This window comes from Niastella sp. OAS944 (assembly GCA_024809215.1).
GTDB lineage: Bacteria > Bacteroidota > Bacteroidia > Chitinophagales > Chitinophagaceae > Niastella.
The window spans coordinates 909,018-928,071 of record JANUBW010000001.1; the positions used below are offsets into that span (position 1 = coordinate 909,018).

General features: G+C 43.3%; 11 protein-coding genes. 3 read left to right on the top strand and 8 right to left on the bottom strand.

Annotated features, from left to right (window positions below):
* Positions 1-54 precede the first annotated feature (54 nt).
* From GGD38_RS03545 to GGD38_RS03555, 3 genes are all read right to left on the bottom strand, one after another.
* On the bottom strand, positions 55-2,580 hold the full coding sequence (locus tag GGD38_RS03545) for a DNA gyrase/topoisomerase IV subunit A (RefSeq protein WP_375299405.1): 2,526 nt from the start codon (positions 2,578-2,580) through the stop codon (positions 55-57).
* Between the two features lie 85 nt (positions 2,581-2,665).
* A complete protein-coding gene (locus GGD38_RS03550) occupies positions 2,666-3,511 on the bottom strand; it encodes a DUF1835 domain-containing protein (protein ID WP_375299404.1) in 846 nt (281 codons plus the stop codon).
* A 242-nt stretch (positions 3,512-3,753) separates the two neighbouring features.
* Entirely contained in the window at positions 3,754-5,661 is a 1,908-nt protein-coding gene (locus GGD38_RS03555) for a DNA topoisomerase IV subunit B (RefSeq protein WP_375299403.1), read from the bottom strand.
* 889 nt (positions 5,662-6,550) lie between these two features.
* Here GGD38_RS03555 and GGD38_RS03560 point away from each other — a divergent pair.
* On the top strand, positions 6,551-7,999 hold the full coding sequence (locus GGD38_RS03560) for an ATP-binding cassette domain-containing protein (RefSeq protein ID WP_375299402.1): 1,449 nt from the start codon (positions 6,551-6,553) through the stop codon (positions 7,997-7,999).
* A gap of 58 nt (positions 8,000-8,057) precedes the next feature.
* Here the strand turns inward: GGD38_RS03560 and GGD38_RS03565 are convergent, their stop codons facing one another.
* Entirely contained in the window at positions 8,058-10,199 is a 2,142-nt protein-coding gene (locus tag GGD38_RS03565) for a M43 family zinc metalloprotease (protein WP_375299401.1), read from the bottom strand.
* Between the two features lie 391 nt (positions 10,200-10,590).
* Here GGD38_RS03565 and GGD38_RS03570 point away from each other — a divergent pair, with 391 nt between their 5' ends.
* The gene (locus GGD38_RS03570; protein WP_375299400.1) at positions 10,591-10,908 is read left to right on the top strand and encodes a carboxypeptidase regulatory-like domain-containing protein; all 318 of its coding nucleotides are present in this window, start codon (positions 10,591-10,593) and stop codon (positions 10,906-10,908) included.
* 89 nt (positions 10,909-10,997) lie between these two features.
* On the opposite strand, the gene GGD38_RS03575 is transcribed toward GGD38_RS03570, so the two are convergent.
* Positions 10,998-13,289 (bottom strand): family 20 glycosylhydrolase, encoded by a 2,292-nt coding sequence (locus GGD38_RS03575; protein WP_375299399.1) that lies wholly within the window; start codon positions 13,287-13,289, stop codon positions 10,998-11,000.
* A 420-nt stretch (positions 13,290-13,709) separates the two neighbouring features.
* Between GGD38_RS03575 and GGD38_RS03580 the strand changes: the two genes are divergently transcribed.
* Positions 13,710-14,654: a C1 family peptidase gene (locus tag GGD38_RS03580; protein ID WP_375299398.1), complete on the top strand. Its 945-nt coding sequence runs from the start codon at positions 13,710-13,712 to the stop codon at positions 14,652-14,654.
* Positions 14,655-14,717: 63 nt separating this feature from the next.
* Here the strand turns inward: GGD38_RS03580 and GGD38_RS03585 are convergent, their stop codons facing one another.
* From GGD38_RS03585 to GGD38_RS03595, 3 genes are all read right to left on the bottom strand, one after another.
* A complete protein-coding gene (locus tag GGD38_RS03585) occupies positions 14,718-16,805 on the bottom strand; it encodes a hypothetical protein (RefSeq protein ID WP_375299397.1) in 2,088 nt (695 codons plus the stop codon).
* 552 nt (positions 16,806-17,357) lie between these two features.
* Complete coding sequence (locus GGD38_RS03590; protein WP_375299396.1) at positions 17,358-17,840, bottom strand: hypothetical protein; 483 nt, start codon at positions 17,838-17,840, stop codon at positions 17,358-17,360.
* 37 nt (positions 17,841-17,877) lie between these two features.
* Complete coding sequence (locus GGD38_RS03595; RefSeq protein WP_375299395.1) at positions 17,878-19,041, bottom strand: ankyrin repeat domain-containing protein; 1,164 nt, start codon at positions 19,039-19,041, stop codon at positions 17,878-17,880.
* Positions 19,042-19,054: the final 13 nt, after the last annotated feature.

Here is a 19,054-nt window from a genome sequence, read left to right on the forward strand (position 1 = left end):
ATACAAATAAAAATCCCGCGACTTTGTCGCGGGATTTTTATTATCATTTTACTACTAGAACAATTCCGGTTGCTCCGGATCTTCTTTTTGTTCTTTCATAATCCATTCAAATTCGGTGCTCTTGCTAAAGTCGGCCAGTTTGGTACCCACTGTTTTCCAGCCCATCACTTCTACCATTTCGGCGATCTTGATCTTCTGTGTGCGAACCTGTGCGCCCCGGCCCGTTTTTATTTGAACAACCGGCTCAGGATGTGTGGTTACGGCAGCCAGATAGTTGCCATCGCCTTCTTTTATCAGCATGAACTTATTACGCAAGGTAGAGGTTTCGATCTTGAAACGTTTTGCATTGAACTGCTGTTTATCGTTATCGAGGTAAATGGCAGTAACCACTTTTTCGGGATCGAACTTCTCTATCTTCATCACTTTCTCAATATCGAACTTCTGCGTCAGTTCCTGGTCGGTGATCTCGTAGTTACCATCGCTGTACACTACCAGTATCTTGTCTTCAGACTGGAAGCTACCGAGGTATTGTCCTTTCGCTTCATTACTTAAACGACCAAACTGATCATCGAACCAGAACTTTCTGCCACCGAGGGTTGATTTACCGGCTTCTTTAAATTTCACTGCTTTTACCCTGAACTTGGTAACCTGGTTACCCAAACTCTGGCGGGCCTTGATCTCCAGCTCTTCAAAATAGAAATCAAATTCTTTTTTACGAGCCGTACTGTTGGGGTCCAGAATAACCTTCACTACCTCTGCTTCGCCATTAGGGTTCGCGCTGAAGTAATGCACTTTACTTTTTTCCGAACCTTTATTGGTAAGATCGTATTCTTTATCGCGGGTAATACCGGTTACGTTAAAACGTTTGGCGTAAGTAACACCTGTTTTTGAATCCACATAGATCATATTGTATGTGGTACGCTCGTCGTTCTTCTGGAACACAGCAACGTGAATGATGTCTTTACCTATAAAGGCTTTATCACTCACCTTCACTATTTTCATTTTACCGGAACGGGTAAATGCAATGATATCATCGAGTGAAGAACAATCGGCAACAAATTCATCTTTCTTTAAACCGCTACCAATAAAACCATCGGCACGGTTCACATATATTTTGGTATTGGCAATAGCAACCTGTTTTGCCTGAATGGCTTCAAACAGTTTGATCTCGGTTTTACGCTCACGGCCTTTACCATATTTCTGTAACAGGTTCTCGTAATAAGCAACGGCAAAATCAACCAGGTTGTTCAGGTCGTGCTTTACCTGTTTTATTTCTTTATCGAGCCCTTTTATTTGTGCATCCAGCTCTTCAATATCGAGTTTGTAAATGCGGCGGACCGGTTTTTCGGTAAGCTTTACAACATCCTCGCGCGTAATATCGCGGCGAAGCTGTTTGCGGAAAGGTTTAAATGCTTCCTGAATGCCATCCAGCACTTTCTCCCAGGTAGCGTACCGTTTTTCCAGTTCTTTATAGATCTTTTCTTCGAAGAAGATCTTTTCCAATGACGTGTAATGCCATTTCTCCTGCAGTTCGGCCAGCTTTATTTCAAGCTCGCGCTTCAACAGCTCTTTGGTGTTTTCCGCAGAAATGCGCAACAGTTCATTTACACCAATGAAGGTTGGCTTTTTATCAACGATAACGCAGGCGTTGGGCGAAATGCTCACTTCGCAATCGGTGAAGGCATACAACGCATCGATGGTAATATCGGGCGAAATACCAGGCGCCAGGTCAATCAGTACTTCTACATCAGCAGCCGTGTTATCGGTCACCTTTTTGATCTTGATCTTACCCTGGTCGTTTGCTTTCACAATGGAGTCCATAAGCGCGGTAGTAGTAACGCCGTATGGAACGTCGCGAATAGCCAGTGTTTTTTTATCAACTTCTTCAATACGTGCACGTACACGTACTTTACCGCCCCGTTTACCTTCATTGTAATTGGTAACGTCAATCATACCGGCGGTTTGAAAATCGGGATACAACTCGAATTTCTTTCCGCGCAGGTATTTAATGGCGGCTTCTAATATTTCACAAAAGTTGTGTGGTAATATTTTGGTGGCCAAACCTACCGCAATACCTTCAGCGCCATGCGCCAGCAGTAAAGGGAACTTCATGGGCAGCGTTACCGGCTCGTTCTTACGACCGTCGTAGCTAACAGCCCATTCGGTGGTTTTGGCGTTAAAGGCAACATCCAATGCAAAGCGGCTTAGCCTTGCTTCAATATAACGGGGAGCAGCAGCATCATCACCGGTACGCACATCGCCCCAGTTACCCTGCGTTTCAATTAACAGGTCTTTTTGTCCCATGTTAACCAATGCATCACCAATACTGGCGTCGCCATGCGGGTGGTATTGCATACTTTGCCCAATGATGTTGGCCACTTTGTTAAAACGGCCATCATCCATTTCTTTCATAGCGTAGAGGATACGGCGTTGCACAGGTTTTAAACCATCTTCAACGGCCGGCACGGCTCTTTCAAGGATCACATACGAGGCATAATCAAGGAACCAGGTTTTGTATTGACCGGTTACGCCCGAATCGTTGTGTTGCTGTAAAAAACTATTGTCTTTGCTCTTTGCCATCTATTAGTTCTTAGTTCTTGGTTTTTAGTTCTTTGGCTTACCACGACAAGTCGTGTTAACTTGTCAACTTTTCAACCTGTTAACTTTATTGCGGGGCTTCTTCCGTTACGGCAGCAGCCTGGGCCGATTTAGCTTTTACTTCAAAATCTTTCATTCCCTTTAACTCTCCCTGCACATCGTAGTTACCACCAGCCAACAATTGCTTCAGGCGCCACAGCATATAGGCGTCGCCCGTAGTTTGTTTGCTTTTGTTAAGAAAGTTATTGATGATCTTGCTGGCCTTTTGCCAATCGTTGGTAATGTATTTCTTTAATTCCTCGTCGTAAAAGTCGTAATCTTTTTGTCCCAGCTTTTTACCACCTTCCAGTAAGCGAACGCCTTTTTCTTCGTTCTGCAGGCGTGTCCACTCATCGGGGTCAACTTCAAACTCACTCAGCGTAATGGGGCGGGCCAGTTTTTTGGCTTTTAAAAATTCCTTTGGTGGAATATGGCTTAACCATTCGGGATAAAAGATCAGCCCTTTTTCATTAATGAATGGCAGGTTATTCAGGTACAGGATGTATAATCTTCCCTGAAAATCTTTTAACTGGCTCATAAGCCAGTAATAACCGCTTACATCATGTTTATTTTGTGCCGCCCAAATGTAAACCTTCTCATCGGGGTTCATGGCCAGTTGAACAATGAGGTCAACAACGGTCTTCATATCATCTACTTCACCGGTATCTATTGTCATTTGTATTTCGGTACCGGCCAGTACTTCGCGCCACCATTGTTTGCGGGCTTCAATGCCTTCGTCGCTGTAAATATCTTTTATCGGTCCAACCGCGTAATCGTCTTTTATTTGAATAACATCACCCTGTAATGTTTCATCCAGCTCAATGGCTTTCTTTAATACTTCTACGTCGGGTTCGTTAAAAACTATGTGAATCATGGCGATCCTTTTAATCTTTCTACTAAATAAAAAGCATTGTAACTTCTAAATATCTGTTACAGGTTTCAAGGTACAAGTTGCAGGGCTTTAATTCGAGGCGACCTGCTGTTTTCAGTTTTCCTTCCCGGCACCCGGTATTTTGTATTCCCCGGTAACCGGTAACTGTATTTTGTATTTCCCTGTAACCTGAAACTTGTAACCTGTAACTCATACATAAGACCTCTATCGATAGTTATTTACCATTAAGCTTTCTTCTCCTCCGTCTCATCTACCAAATCAAGCTCTACGCGCAGGTTATCGATAATGAACTCCTGGCGCTCCTGGGTGTTCTTACCCATGTAGTATTCCAACAATTGCTGTACGTGCTCGCCCTGCTCAATGATCACTGGTAATTTGCGCATTTCCGGACCAATAAACCGTGCAAACTCTTCAGGTGAAATTTCTCCCAATCCTTTAAAACGGGTGATCTCGGGTTTGCCGCCCAGCTTTTTGATAGCCGCCTGTTTTTCTACCTCATCGTAGCAATAAAAGGTTTGTTTTTTATCGCGTACACGAAACAGTGGCGTTTCCAGAATATAAACGTGACCGTTCTTTACCAGGTCGGGGAAGAACTGCAGGAAGAAGGTCATCATCAACAAACGGATGTGCATACCATCCACATCGGCATCGGTAGCAATTACAATATTATTGTAACGCAGTCCTTCGTACCCTTCTTCAATATTTAAAGCGTGTTGTAACAGGTTGAACTCTTCATTCTCGTACACCACTTTCTTTGTTAAAGCAAAACAGTTCAAAGGCTTACCGCGCAAACTGAATACGGCTTGCGTTTCAACGTTGCGCGATTTGGTTATGGAACCGCTTGCAGAGTCACCCTCGGTAATGAAGATGGTGCTCTCCTTTTGCTTTTCAATTATGGTTTCTTTATCCTTGCCGGTTGGCTCATCGTTCAGGTGGTAACGACAATCGCGCAATTTGCGATTGTGCAGATTGGCCTTCTTAGCGCGCTCATTCGCCAGCTTTTTAATACCGGCCAGTTCTTTACGCTCGCGCTCGCTTTGCTCAATTCTTTTCTTCAACGCATCGGCTACCGTTGAGTTACGGTGCAAATAGTTGTCCAGTTCTTTCGACATAAACTCGCCTACAAAGTTGCGCATGGAGGGGCCGCCTTCATACACTACCTGTGAACCCAGTTTGGTTTTTGTTTGCGATTCAAAAACGGGTTCCTGCACACGCACCGAAACCGCCGCACAAATGCTGGCGCGAATGTCGGCCGCGTCGTAATCTTTTTTATAAAAATCGCGCAGGGTTTTCACCACCGCCTCACGGAAGGCTGCGAGGTGGGTACCACCCTGGGTTGTATACTGACCGTTTACAAATGAATAGTATTCTTCACCATACTGGTTCTCGTGGGTGAGGGCTACCTCAATATCTTCGCCTTTAAGGTGAATGATGGGATAGCGCAGTTCATCTTCGTTTGTTTTACGCTGCAACAGATCGAGCAAACCATTTTTACTAACGAACTTCTTGCCGTTGAAGTTAATGGTTAACCCGGCGTTGAGGTAACAGTAGTTCCAGATCTGGCTCTCGAGGTATTCATGTATGTAATGAAAGTTCTTGAATACCGTTTCATCGGGAATGAAAGTAACCAGCGTACCATTACTTTCAGTTGTTTTATTTTCTTTATGTTCTTTGGTAAGAACACCGCGCTCAAACTCGGCCGTTTTTTCCTTGCCTTCGCGAAAAGCGGTCACTTTAAAATAGGTACTCAGGGCGTTCACCGCTTTGGTACCTACCCCGTTCAAACCAACGCTTTTTTGGAATGCCTTGCTGTCGTATTTGGCGCCGGTATTTATCTTGCTCACCACCTCTACCACTTTACCCAGCGGAATACCACGACCATAGTCACGTACAGTAACCGATTTTTCACTGATATCAATATCAACCTGTTTACCATGACCCATGGTATACTCGTCAATACAGTTATCAATCACTTCCTTGATCAAAACGTAAATACCGTCATCGGGGCTTGAACCATCGCCCAGCTTACCGATATACATACCCGGACGCAGGCGAATATGCTCACGCCAGTCGAGCGATCGTATCGAGTCTTCGGTATAATCAAACAAGTTGTCTTTTTCTGTCTTTGCCATGTTTATACGGATTCTTCTAAGTTCTGAGTTTTGAGTATAGTTTGAGTCCTTACACCTCAAATGCTTATTTTCTATTATATCACCAGCTTAAGTACTACTTTCAGCTTCCGTTGTGTCACTCCCTTCAGCGCTTTATTCGCTATTCAGCCGGTTTTTAGTTTTTGTCCACGATCGGCCACCCGTTTATACATTATTCATTTTCACGCTATTATCCAGTTGAGAACCGGAATATTCGGAACAGCCGCACCCTGTGTGCAAAACGTACACCAAAAACGCCTGAACGGGCAAATATAGCCAAATGACGGATATCGTTTTTTGACAGAATTATTAACTAATGTGGAAAAAGGAAAAAATCAGCGCCCGGCACCTTAACGAAACTTTGGAAAAAGGATCTTCCCGGCCGCATAAATTATTGATTATTAACTAAAAACAAATATAATTTACTCGTTACAAAAAACAACCGGAAAAATTTTACACCCGCCCTACTTTCTGCGTGACAAAAATTCCCTGCCAAACCATACGACTATGCACCCAGGTGCCAAACGCCGGTTAGCCCACGAATAATTATGGGTAACACCTACTTTATTACATAGCAAAAAAAGAGATATTCCCTAGATATCCCGTATATATTCCGTAGATAACCCATATATATCCCCTCTCTTATTAGAGTGGGAATATCTATGGTATATGTTGCTAACAATTGTAAATCAACATGGTAATATCGCTATACGAGCTATTATTAGTTCTGCCTGCATACCTGGTATAACTGAGGGAGCACTGGCAGTTATCCTTTATTTAATAGCGGTTAAAATACAGCCGGCTACTCGCCTACCATTATTTTCAACGGCATAAATACTTAAGTTGCAGTCGATTCCATAATTTGATCCATATGAGTATAGCATTGGCCCAACTAACCGATGTTTCGGTGACCCTGAACAACATTGATATTATAAAAAACATCAATCTTACCATTCAGCCCGGCGAACAATGGGCAATCGTGGGTAAATCGGGCAGTGGCAAAACCACCCTGGCCCAGGCCATTTCGGGCCGGCTATTCCATGGCGGTTCAGTTACCTGGCATTTGCCGCAGCATAGCCACGCCAATCGTATACTGCTTATTGAACAGCAACATCATTTCAAAAACCGCTCAAATACAAGCGATTTCTATTATCAGCAGCGATATAATTCATCCGATTCGGAGGACACCATTACGGTTCAGGAAGAATTGCAGCCGTTAATTGATGCTGCACCCAATACAAATTGGATAGAACAATTGCACCTCACCCACGTGCTGCAGGAGCCACTGATACAGCTTTCGAATGGAGAAAATAAACGCCTGCAACTGGCCAAGGCCCTGTTCCTTGACCCCGCCGTGCTTATTATGGATAACCCGTTTGTGGGGCTCGATGTGGAAGGCCGGCAAACCCTGCACCGCATCATCGATTCTATTGCGGCCAGCGGCATTACCATTATACTTATTACGCCACCGCTAGACCTGCCGGAATGTATTACCCATGTGGCCGTACTGGAAAACGGAAAGTTGATGAAAGCAGGTGAAAGGCAGGATGCAGCCATTGCCACCACAAGTACTGCCCCCACGCTACCGGCCGAGATCATTAATAAATTAAGATCATCGGGTGATAGTAACCATTTTGATACAGCAGTAAAAATGGTGAACGTAACCATTCAATATGGTGAAAAAGTAATTCTGAATAAGATAAACTGGGAAGTAAAGAAAGGCGAATGCTGGAGCATTTCAGGGCCCAACGGCGCTGGTAAAAGCACCCTGCTTAGCCTGGTAACGGCCGATAACCCGCAAGCCTATGCCAACGAGCTGTACCTGTTTGATAAACGACGGGGAAGCGGTGAAAGCATTTGGGATATTAAACGACGTATTGGTTTTGTTTCGCCCGAACTGCATTTATACTTCGACCGGGGCACCTCCTGTTTTGATGTAATTGCCTCTGGTTTGTTCGATACCATTGGATTGTTTAAAATAATGACTACCCAACAAAAAGAGCAGGTACAATCGTGGATAGCTTTATTACAATTACAGGCTGTACAACACCGGCCTCTTTTTCAATTATCGCTGGGTCAGCAACGTATGGTGTTACTGGCACGGGCGCTGGTAAAAAACCCGCCATTGCTTATATTAGATGAACCCTGCCAGGGACTCGATGAAGAGCAGATAAGTTATTTTAAGCTTTTGATAGACCAGCTTTGCAAAACGTTCAATACTACGTTGCTGTATGTAAGTCATTATAGTAAGGACCTGCCTTCCTGTATTAATAATGCTGTAGTACTGAATAACGGGAACATGGAAGTTAGGAAGATATAGTTCCGGTTACCAGTTACCGGGTGCCGGCACCTGGTAACCGGAACCCGGTAACTGGTAACTATCTTTTTATCACTTTTTGTGTAACCACTTTATCACCCAACACTACCTGTACCATGTATACGCCACTGGCGTACCTGCTCATATCGAAGCCATAGCTGGTGCTGCCTGAGGCATTTATTATCAGCGAAGCAACCCGCTGACCGGTACTGTTAAAAATATTAATACCTTTTACATATGCTGCGTGGGGGAAGAACTGAACATTGATCCTATCGGTAGTTGGGTTGGGCGTTATCATAAATCCTTTTGTTTTTAGTACCGGATTTATGGCTACACTGTATACATTAACATCATCGATATAAATATTATTCTCGTGACCGGTGGTATTGGCAAAAGCCAGTAAAATTTGTCCGGTATTAATGTAAGACGTAAGGTTCACCGAATCTTTACGCCATTCATCGGCCGTTGGTTTAAAAGCAGTAGAAAGGGGCTCGCTATGGGTAATAAGATCGCTGCCTGCTTTTTTGTACAGGCTGGTATAGGTGGCGCCACAATCTTTACTTACCAGCACTTGCAGTGTATCGAAATGGTTTCCGGTGGTTTTAGGATCGGTTACCACTGCTGCCGCAAGCTGAAAGGTCATAAAGGCCGAATCAACATTGGCTAGGCTTACTACAGGTAAGCGCAGGTAATCTACACGGCCATTGGCCACATAGTCGAAGTTCCGTATACCAGCAGCTGCGTTACCGGTTTTGCCAACACCGGTCACTCTTTCCCAGGTAATGCTTTGGTCGGCATTTATAAGGTCCCAGCCGGCCGGCGGAAAAGCAACGCCTTCAAAACTTTGCGTTACCGGTGGTGAAAGTGGCTGATTATAAAGAAAGCTCAATGTAATGGCGTCGTTTGCGACATTCTCATCGGGCGTGCCATTGGCATTTGTTATTACTACATTTAATGTATGAACACCTTCAGTTTGAACGGTGAACTGGTTCAATGTTACATTCGTTTCCTTCAGTGAGGCCAATGAGCCCGTCCAGTTTGTAGTTGATACAGCGCCATTATCGATACTGGCAAGTATGGTAACCGCCGTTAAGGTTTGAGCGCCCGTGTTGCGTAATGTGATCACCGGTGAAAAATTAGGGCTGCATAAACGCTGCAATGGCGTGTTAATGCTTTTGGCCGCGGCATCGAGGTTATAGGCCACTACAGGGTCGGCACCATTGGAGGTCATTAGCGAAACACGGTATACATTCAATGCGGTTTCCATGCGGTCCTTTTGGTCGAGGGTGAACATTACCATACAGGCATCGTCGGTATAATCCATGAAGTTCTCATACATGATGCCATTGCCCCCGGTGGTACAATTATCGGTTCTGGGCGATGAACCGGAAGGACAGCCTGAGGTATAGTTACCCTGGTTGGGTGTATCGTCAATATCATCGGAGCCGGCGCAACCAGCATCATCGCCCCAAATGTGCAACAGGTTAAAGAAATGACCCGTTTCATGCACTAATGTACGGCCCAAACCATAAGCGCCTATAGCTCCGGGCAAAGAATTAGGCGTTACTACAACACCATCTTCTGCCGGTAAACCGCCACCCGGGAATGTGGCATAGCCCAGATAGTTTTGCGACAGATTGGTGATCCATACATTAAAGAACCGGGTATTATCCCAGGCATCGGCGCCACCAGATGCAGCGTATTTAACCCGGGCATCGTTGAGGTCGAAATTATCTCTTGTAGTGACTACCCTTTCAATACCGGTATGCGATTCATTGTTTGGGTTACGTTGTGCCAGTTTAAACTGAATAATTGTTTTAGCATATAACGGCTTGAAAAAAGAAGGGATCTTCGTTGAATCGGCATTTGTTCCTGAATAATCCAGGTTCAACCGATCAACCTGTGCCTGTATTTGGGCGTCGGTAACAACATTGGGGTTTTGCAGCACTATGTGAAAAACAATTGGAATGTAAACAGTAGTGGCTTCTACCCTTGCCTGCTGAAGTTTAAGTTTTCTATTGAGGATATCCTGCTTTACGCGTAGTTTTTGGGCCTCAAATTTTGCTTTAAGGGAAGGGTCCTTTTGTAAATTATTCGTCAACACTTCCATTGATCCGCATCTGTCTTGCGCCCTGGCAGGGGTTAAAGTAACCAGTAAACATACAAGACAGGGTATCAGACTTAGTAAAGTTTTTCTCTTCATATTAGGTCGTTCGTACGATTACATACGTAATATCCATAAAAAATGTTGGTTTTCGAATTTAAAAATAGATGGGTGACCCCGTTTTATCGGTAAACGATCATTTAGTCACTATTGGCTGGTATAAACACCTAAATACTGTTTTTCTACTGTTTTTTAGTTGTATGTTGATTAAATTCTACAGGTGTTTTTTAAATAATTATGCCACCGCCAGCACTAAAAATGTTAAAATAATTTCTTATAACTGGTTGATTGTTCTGGCATAGTACTTGTCTACGAATAAACACATCTCCAGTACCAGATCTTAATTCATTCCCTACTAATATTAGAAGAAGTTCTTGTTAGATATTGAAGTGTTAGAAACCATTTTTGTTAAACCTATAATTGTTGAGTTATGAAGAATGCCAAGATGAGCATGGCAGCTATTGCATTTGCTGCCGCCGGATTATTTGCTTTTAATGCAGTTAGAACAGGATCAGTGAAAGGTTCGGTGAATCCGGCTGATGCTGCTGTTAGAGCATGGGCTTTATCATCTACTGATACATTAAAAGCCGAGATCAATAAAGGAACATTCGAAATTACCGATGCCAAACCAGGTACCTATCGTGTAATTATTGAAGCCAAACCGCCTTATAAAAATGCCGCGAAAGATGGTGTTACAGTTGCAGACGGTCAGGCAACCGATATTGGTGAAATTAAGCTGGAACAGTAGAAGTTCCCAACTAAGTTTTAGTGTAAAACAGAAAAAAATAAATGTGCCCTTCGCCAATGGCGGGGGCACATTTATTTTTGCGAATACAATTAGTGTTTGAAGAAACTATCGGGGATGGTTATGGGCGCACCGGCGCCTTTACTGTATTTTAATTGTAAAGTAAAACCGCCGCCGCCTTCAATAAAGTTGAGCTTAAAGGGATGTAAGCCTTTTCTGAGGGCTATTTGTCCCGATTTTTCCAATGGCGCATGTTGGCCATCGTTATTTACTACTTCTTTATCGCCAATATATAAAACACCGCCATCATCAACCAGCAGGTAAAAACTATAAATACCGGTTTCAGGAATATTGATATACCCGGTGTATTGCATGCCAAATGATGGTGCTGAAACACCAACCGGCACAGCGGCGTTTGCTGCAACAAACTGGCTATCGGGTTGTTTGTCCTTCATACCAATGGTATTAAGGAAATACTTTTTATAGAAGCTGGCTTTTAACCCGCCTGCAGCATTTGCAACCATAACCGGCTCCAGATATTTTTCTTTTTTATAGTTGAGCGAATAAATATCGCCCCGTAAACCGCCTGGTGTAAAAGCAGCCAGCTTTATGGTACCGGGTTGTTTTATTACAAGTGGTTTGCTTAACGTTGGAGATGTGGCTACCGGCAGGCTTCCATTGGTAGTATATCGAATTACCAGGTTGGGCAAGGGCTTTTTTATATCCAGTACGGCCTGGTCGGTAAACACATTGTTTTCGGCAAAGCCCTGCAGGTCGGGCAGGCGGTAATGAATGCCTAATACTTCTAAACGATTGTAATGGGCCGGCAGCCGTTGTTGAAATGAATTGAAATCAAGTTGTTTGCTCCAAACCCGTTCGGCCAGTGAAAGCATACGGGGAAAATATAAATAATCGGCGCGGTTCTCTGAAGGCACGCGTTCCGTCCACAAATTGGCCTGCGCCCCTATAATGAATGTAGCTTCCTGTGCAGTGAGTTTTTCGGGCACTACACTAAAATGATATATATTCGAGATGGAATGGGCATCGGGCAGGTTATCGAAATACAATGGGTTACCCGGGCTCATAATAACTTTATTGCCATTACGGGCGGCAGTAACCGGTGCATCGGGCACCCAGCTTCGCCAGTACATTACATTGGCCGTTGGGCTTATTCCACCTTCCAGTATTTCGTCCCAGCCAATTAGTTTTCTTCCTTTTGAATGAAAGAACTTTTCCATTCTTTTTACAAAATAGCTTTGCAGTTCGGCAACATCTTTCAACCCCTCTTTTTGCATTAGTTCTTTACAAAGCCCGTTTTGCGCCCAGGTTTTGCGGTCAACCTCATCGGCGCCCAGGTGAATGAACTCCGAAGGGAAGATGTCCATGATCTCGGTAAAGATGTTTTGCGCAAATTCAAACGTGCTTTCTTTGCAGGGACAAACAGGCGTTGAAAACAGTTCGCCCCATTTGCTGCCGCCTTCGCAACTGAGCTCGGGAAAGGCATGTATGGCAGCCATCATATGGCCTGGCATATCAACTTCGGGAATAATATCTATATAGCGGGCGGCTGCATATTTAACCAGGTCTTTCAACTGTTGCTGGGTATAAAATCCGCCGTATAATGTTTTTCCATTGCGTTGAATGATGTGCTTTGGCTCTATGGCCATATCGGGGTTTTCTTTCTGTTTGCTTATACAGAACGAATCATTTTTATCGAAAGTGCGCCAGGCGCCCTGTTCGGTAAGCTGTGGGTACTTCTTTATTTCAACACGCCAGCCCTGGTCATCGGTAAGATGAAGATGTAGTTTGTTGAGCTTATACAAAGCCATGGCATCGATGAGCTTTTCTATATATGAAATAGCAAAGAAGTGACGCGATACATCGAGGTGAATGCCACGCCAGGCGTATGCAGGTTCATCTGTAATGGTGAGCGCTGGCAAACGAAGGCTTTGTACAGCTCCCCCTTTCTTTTCAATTTCGGGCGATAACAATTGTCTTATGGTTTGTACTGCGCGGAACATGCCGGCAGGCGTGCCGGCTTTCAGTAATGCCTTTTGTTCTGTAATAGCAATAGTATAACCTTCGGGCGAGGTAATAGCAGCATCTTTCTGTAGCTCGATCACTTTAGTTGATGGCCTGGGTAACGATTTACCAGATGGAATAAAGCCTGATAATGCTGCCAATGCCTCATTAAACCCATCTTTTGTGTCATACACTATGCCTGTACCGGGTGTAATAATGAATTCACCCTGGCCGGTTGTAAGTGAAGCCGGGTAAGGGATCAGCGATGGTTTGGTGGTTTGAGCCTGCACATGGCTAATAAATAATACTACAATGCAAGTGCATAAGGACCGGGGAAAATGTCTTCTTCTTATCGATTTCATCCGCTTAGTTTTTAATGCTTTATCTACAGATCAGTGCATAAAAATAGCGGTTTGTAATCAGATAGCTACTTCTTCCTGCTTATCGACTATTTCCATAGCTGTATTAGTTTTCTAAAATGTAATGATATAGCACTCAATAATTTGATCAATTTACACATTACTATAGAAAATCATTTATGGCATAATGATTGCGCCAATAGCGCCAATTATGTCGCCTTATTCCTCGTTATAGATCAAAGAAAAAATCCGGTTACACTACCAGAAGATCATTCTAAGAATCATTAGTCCGGCTTATTTTTCCCCCGATCATTTACTGGCAACCAGTTCCTTCCATTACTAATGGTAATGCACTATTGTGTTCTGTGTAAATACACAGAAAGGGAAAGTATTTATGAAACCCAAAATAAACTTTGAAAAACTATGTCAGTACAACTATGGAAGGTGCTGTTACCCGCACTGGGGCTGTCAATTATGTATACAGCCTGCCAGAAAAAAGATTCCGCTCCCGTTGAAAACAGTAGTAACTCCGAACCCACTGCAAAATTCTCAGGTGTTACATTTAGTGATCCAACCAAACTGGCTAAGCTGCCTGTTGTTATGTCTTCGGAGTTTTATCAGCAGCAGCAAGGTGCAAGAAAGAGAACACCTACCAGCCCCACCAACCCACCTTCAGATACCACAACCATTACACCTCCTCCTACAACAGTAATACCCCCTGCTACCCTGCCTGCCAGTTATATATTATTAACGCCAACTCCCGGCAACCAGGGCAGTGAAGGTTCATGCGTTGCATGGGCTGCAGCTTCGGTAAGGTCTATTGAACAGTATTATAGAACTAATGCAACCAGTTACAGCAATGCCAGCAATATTTTTAGTCCCGAATATATCTTTAATCAGATAGAAGTGGGCGGTTGCGGTTCATCCTCTATGTACGATGCATTTGGATTAATGGCAAACAAAGGTGTTTGCACCTGGCAAACCATGCCTTATAGCAGTGCAAATGGTTGCAGCCTGCAGCCTGGTACAAGCCAGAATACTGAAGCAGCCAAATATAAAATAGGTTCTTATTCTATAATTTATGGTACCGATACAACGGCGATAAAAAGCTCCCTTGCAGCAAAACATCCTTTGGCTTCTGTAGTGGTTATCGATAATAATTTTTACAGCGCAGGCCCGGGTTACATTTGGAATTCACAAGGAGCGGGTATTATAGGACATGCCCTTGCTATTGTTGGTTATGATGATTCAAAACATGCTTTCAAAGCAATGAATTCATGGGGCACCAGCTGGGGTGATGCAGGATTTATTTGGATCGACTATGCCTTTTTGAGTTCCGTTGCTTATGAACTGTTTGTAATTAATTAAAGCGTAAAAAAGAGCTGCCCCTTACGAAGCAGCTCTTTTTATTTCTAAATCCTCAGGGAACGTTTACTTCTTTAATTCCAATATTGAACCTCTAACTGATCTGTCTCCTACTTTAAGTTTGTAAATAAGTGACTGATTACTTAAACGTGTGCTGAATTGTACGGTTTTTGAAATACCGGCATCTATCTTTCCATCAAAAGCAATTCCCACGCGTTGTCCCTGTATATTGAACACTTCAAGAACAGCACGGCCACTTATTGGTGAAACAAAGCGGAAGTTTACCGTATTACTGAAAGGATTGGGGTAGGCCTTTACCTGCAACTCTGTGCTTATTGGTACAGCAGTAGTCTTAGGATCAACTACAGGCATGCTCTTGTTGAGCGTTTTTACCGGTTGTTTAGTAGTTGGACTGGTAAGAGTAACCGGCGCTGATGTAATTGTTTCCTGAGTACTTTGTCTTGCAGGAAGCGTATTTGACACTACACAGGTATCGATTCTGATAACCTGTTTTGTTTCTTTTTTATTACCACAGGCATCAATAGCAACCCATGTTCTGTATACTGTATCAATATACATTAGCTTAACACCACAGCCATTATTTGGTGCACTGGCTGTTCCGGTATTCAATGGGTTGGTAGATGCACCACATGCAATATTCTTATCATCCGGATCGGAAAGTGTAAGCACTGAATTCACTTTTACATCAACTTTCAACGAGCAGGTTGTATTACCAAAACCGCTTGCAGAAGTCAATGCAAGTTTAACGGTGTATTCAGTATTACATGCCGTAGCTGCGGTTACGTTAAACGAATTAGTGTTGGTTGTTGTTCCCGGAATAGCATTGTTAGTATTGTTTTCCAACGTCCATGCGGCTGTGAAGCCTGTCGGCAGCGCATCGGCTCCAGGTTGTCCATCAGGATTATAAATGTATGTATTAACACTCTTTGGACAAACCGGGTTTGGACCCGTTACCGTACATGGCGGAGCGGAACCTGTTACGTTAATACAAATGGTATCCTTGTCATCGCAGTTCAGTCCGTTTGATGCCGTTGCTATGATCCTGTACGTTTTACCGAAAGCATTAGCACTTTTGACTTCAAAAGTACCGTTCTTCCCATTAGGTGTGAAAGTTGCCTCTGTAGTAGGCACAGTACCACCGCTTGAATAAGTAAACGTAAAGGTAGTGGTTTGTGCTGTTGTTGTTGCTACAACATTGGCAGTCTTTATTTGAAGCGCATCGAGAATATAAAGTTCCGGACAGGCTGCTGTAGATGTATTACTCTTTGTTAAACCTGTTGTAAGGGTTGCATTAAGGTCAACCGACGGAAGCACGTCGAAATCGCCAGTTGCCATATCTTGTTGCGAAGCGCTTAATTCAGCGGAGTTCCGGGTTTCCATTAAGAATTGTTGGAAACATAAATTACCCAACCTGGTGAGGTCAACGCTTCCTTCAAAAAAAGAACCGGTAACATAAAGGCCAACAGGACCGCCTTTTGATTGATAACTCCATTTTGTTACAACAGTGTCCGGTACATCTTTTGGTGCGCTGTTAACCATCGCAGCTGCCGGAGCAGTGGATGTTGTAAGTAATTGAAAAGTGGCCTTGCCACCACTGTACCCGAGAAACGTATATATTTTAATGTCTACAGTACCGCCACCATTAACGAAATTACTTAGTATCAGCAGGTCGCCATACTCCGGCGGGGTAGCGCTCAGGTTAGCCGCCTTATGGTCGCCATTAAATGTACCGTCGGGTTTTGGGAACACATCATTTAAAAAGAACCAGAAACCGATCTGGGCGGTACCGTTTATGGCAGTGCGGTCGCCACAGAAATACAGCGTTGAGCCAATAAGGGCCACAGCGGTGTTTTGAATGTCGCCCTTATCATTAGTACTACCTCTATTCCAATGCCATTTAGTAGGAAGTATGTTATCATCCTGGCTGCCCTGTGTAAACTGATCATCATTTGAATTGGTAGAGTCGTGTAAAAATGTTTTGGCAGCGGCGTTGCTGCCATTTAATACTGCAGGCCAGTCTTTGGGGTCTCCATCAACAGTAATCGTTTGGGCAAAAAGAGCCGTCATAGAAAAACTGAGCACAAGAAGCAATAACAAGTTTCTGATAATGCGCGTTAGTAGTTGATGATTCATAAGTAACACTTTTTGATGTTAAAAAATAGTACTGATGCAGAATATTACTTTCCAACGGTGTCAGGAGCCCGCGCAACAGGTTGTATATAGTAAATTATATATTGGGAACTTCCATTTTCATCATACGACATATAGTATCGGTTTAACAGATAGACAATGGTATACCTGTTCGACACTTCATAGCATTACAGCCATGACTTGCCGATCCTGTTCAACAATAAAATGCCTGTGCTTTTTGCAAACAGCAATACTGTAAAGAAGCAGCTCTGTTTAACACTACTCAATGCGGAGATTGGAGAAATTAGTGATATACACTTTCCCTGAAACGATTAATCTTAATACGGATGTGCTGGCAAGAATGATGGATTAATGAGGGAGCGAATCTATTCTTAAAAAATCAGGTTGATTAGAAGGGACACAAATCAGGCCCTAAGGTATAAACAATATTTATAATAATTATGCATTGTTAATAAGAATCATATTGATACCCATTTTCCTTTTTATTGAGATCAATGAAATGAAAAAGCCCCGGTGAAGGGGCTTATCAACAAATTAATTACCATTCTTCTTCAGTGCAATGATCTTTGCTATATAGTCCATCAATTCAGTTTTTGCCTGCAGATACTCGCTATTTTCGCCAGGAGAAACTGGTTTAGGTTGCAGTAGTTGCTCGGCTATTTCCTCAACCTCTAAATTTTCTACAAAATACAATTGAACAACCTGCTCAACGAACTCATTTATGTAAGCATCAAAATCACTCGCCCGTTGCATAGCATTCTGATCATTGCTTTTTAATTTCCTTCTTTCAGTGGCCGACAGTTCTGTAGTGAGGTAAGTAAGATCTACCGGTACTGTATTCACCATGTCGGCAGCAACTGTTTTCAAACCATTGCAGTAAGCACAATTGCCGGGTAACCATTGCATTTCTTTCTTTAATCTTTTAATATCATTTTCATCAACATGGCCCTTACCAAGGCATCTGGGACAGGTTACCTGGTCATTTGATCTTTTGAAAAATCTATTTAAAAAGTTCATCTATTAAAATTGTAGGGTTAAAAGGTTCTATATCTGATTATGATAACAGCTCAATGATGGCTGCGTTATTCTGTGTTTGGGCAAGCGATAATGCAGTATGGCCACCTTCAGCTTCAATTAACCTATCGGCGCCATGCGCCAGCAATACTTTCAAGATATCAATGTGCCCCATTTCTGCAGCTCGATGCAAAGCCGTAAAACCACGGTCATCGCGGTGGTTAATTGTAGCGCCCGATTGTAACAACAGGTTCACCTTATCGATGTTATTTGATTGTACTGCATTCATAACAGGCGTAGCTCCTTCCAATGAAGCAACGTTGGGATCGGCACCAAGCGCCAATAATTTTTCCATAGCTTCAAAAGGACCGGCCACCGCCCAATGCAATGGGGCCAACCCATCCTGAGCAAGTGTATTTTTATGGATGCCGGCACTTATATGCTTTTCAATTCCATCTATATCGCCCCGGGCAACTGCTATATGTAACAGGGAGTGTGACCTAAGTTTACCATTGGTAACTGGAATGAAATTCAAATCAAAGGTGCCAACCTGCGCCATATTTCCAAACATTGAAAATGCCCAAAGGCCGGCTTCCTTTGAGTTTGGTCCCAGCTCTTTAAGTAAAGGGGCAGGCACTACTTCATTAATACCGTGACTTATGACCAGGTAATTCAGCACTGCCTTTGTAAATGCAGGGTCTTCATCGCCCATGAATTCACCAGTTATACTTTTTATGATCAGTTGATCATTTTCCTGAATGGTCTTTGCAATAACATGCACGCGGCGCGTCCAGCTGCGAACAAAGATCAAATTTTCGCCAGTATAAAAAATGGCCCATTTATGTTCCATTGTATCCGGAATAAACAAAACGCCGGGCGCCAGATAACCATCTATTGGAATAACCAGGTTGGTTGTGATTGTTTTGTCATATAAAGGTTGTTGCCCCCAAAACACGGTACCATCTTCACCACCATACGATACCGCATTGGTAGCCATTTGCGGGTCTTTCGATGATGAGAGCATGGAAAGCGTTATGGGCCGTAGATCGAGCAACGGTATGTTCCAGGGACTATTTTCAGGCGCTATTAACGGTAACACTTCGGAACCTGCTTGTGGCGTTTCAGCAATTGTATCGGGTACAGGAGTATTTACTTTAGGTTGCTCCTGTTTTCCTTTTCCAAAGAGTTTTTTAAAGTTGAACATAAAGGCGTTAAGG

Coding starts and splice junctions, on each gene's coding strand:
- GGD38_RS03590 (WP_375299396.1), bottom strand. CDS start 17,840: ATGAACTTTTTAAATAGATTTTTCAAAAGATCAAATGACCAGGTAACC.
- GGD38_RS03560 (WP_375299402.1), top strand. CDS start 6,551: ATGAGTATAGCATTGGCCCAACTAACCGATGTTTCGGTGACCCTGAAC.
- GGD38_RS03595 (WP_375299395.1), bottom strand. CDS start 19,041: ATGTTCAACTTTAAAAAACTCTTTGGAAAAGGAAAACAGGAGCAACCT.
- GGD38_RS03555 (WP_375299403.1), bottom strand. CDS start 5,661: ATGGCAAAGACAGAAAAAGACAACTTGTTTGATTATACCGAAGACTCG.
- GGD38_RS03565 (WP_375299401.1), bottom strand. CDS start 10,199: ATGAAGAGAAAAACTTTACTAAGTCTGATACCCTGTCTTGTATGTTTA.
- GGD38_RS03545 (WP_375299405.1), bottom strand. CDS start 2,580: ATGGCAAAGAGCAAAGACAATAGTTTTTTACAGCAACACAACGATTCG.
- GGD38_RS03550 (WP_375299404.1), bottom strand. CDS start 3,511: ATGATTCACATAGTTTTTAACGAACCCGACGTAGAAGTATTAAAGAAA.
- GGD38_RS03585 (WP_375299397.1), bottom strand. CDS start 16,805: ATGAATCATCAACTACTAACGCGCATTATCAGAAACTTGTTATTGCTT.
- GGD38_RS03570 (WP_375299400.1), top strand. CDS start 10,591: ATGAAGAATGCCAAGATGAGCATGGCAGCTATTGCATTTGCTGCCGCC.
- GGD38_RS03575 (WP_375299399.1), bottom strand. CDS start 13,289: ATGAAATCGATAAGAAGAAGACATTTTCCCCGGTCCTTATGCACTTGC.
- GGD38_RS03580 (WP_375299398.1), top strand. CDS start 13,710: ATGTCAGTACAACTATGGAAGGTGCTGTTACCCGCACTGGGGCTGTCA.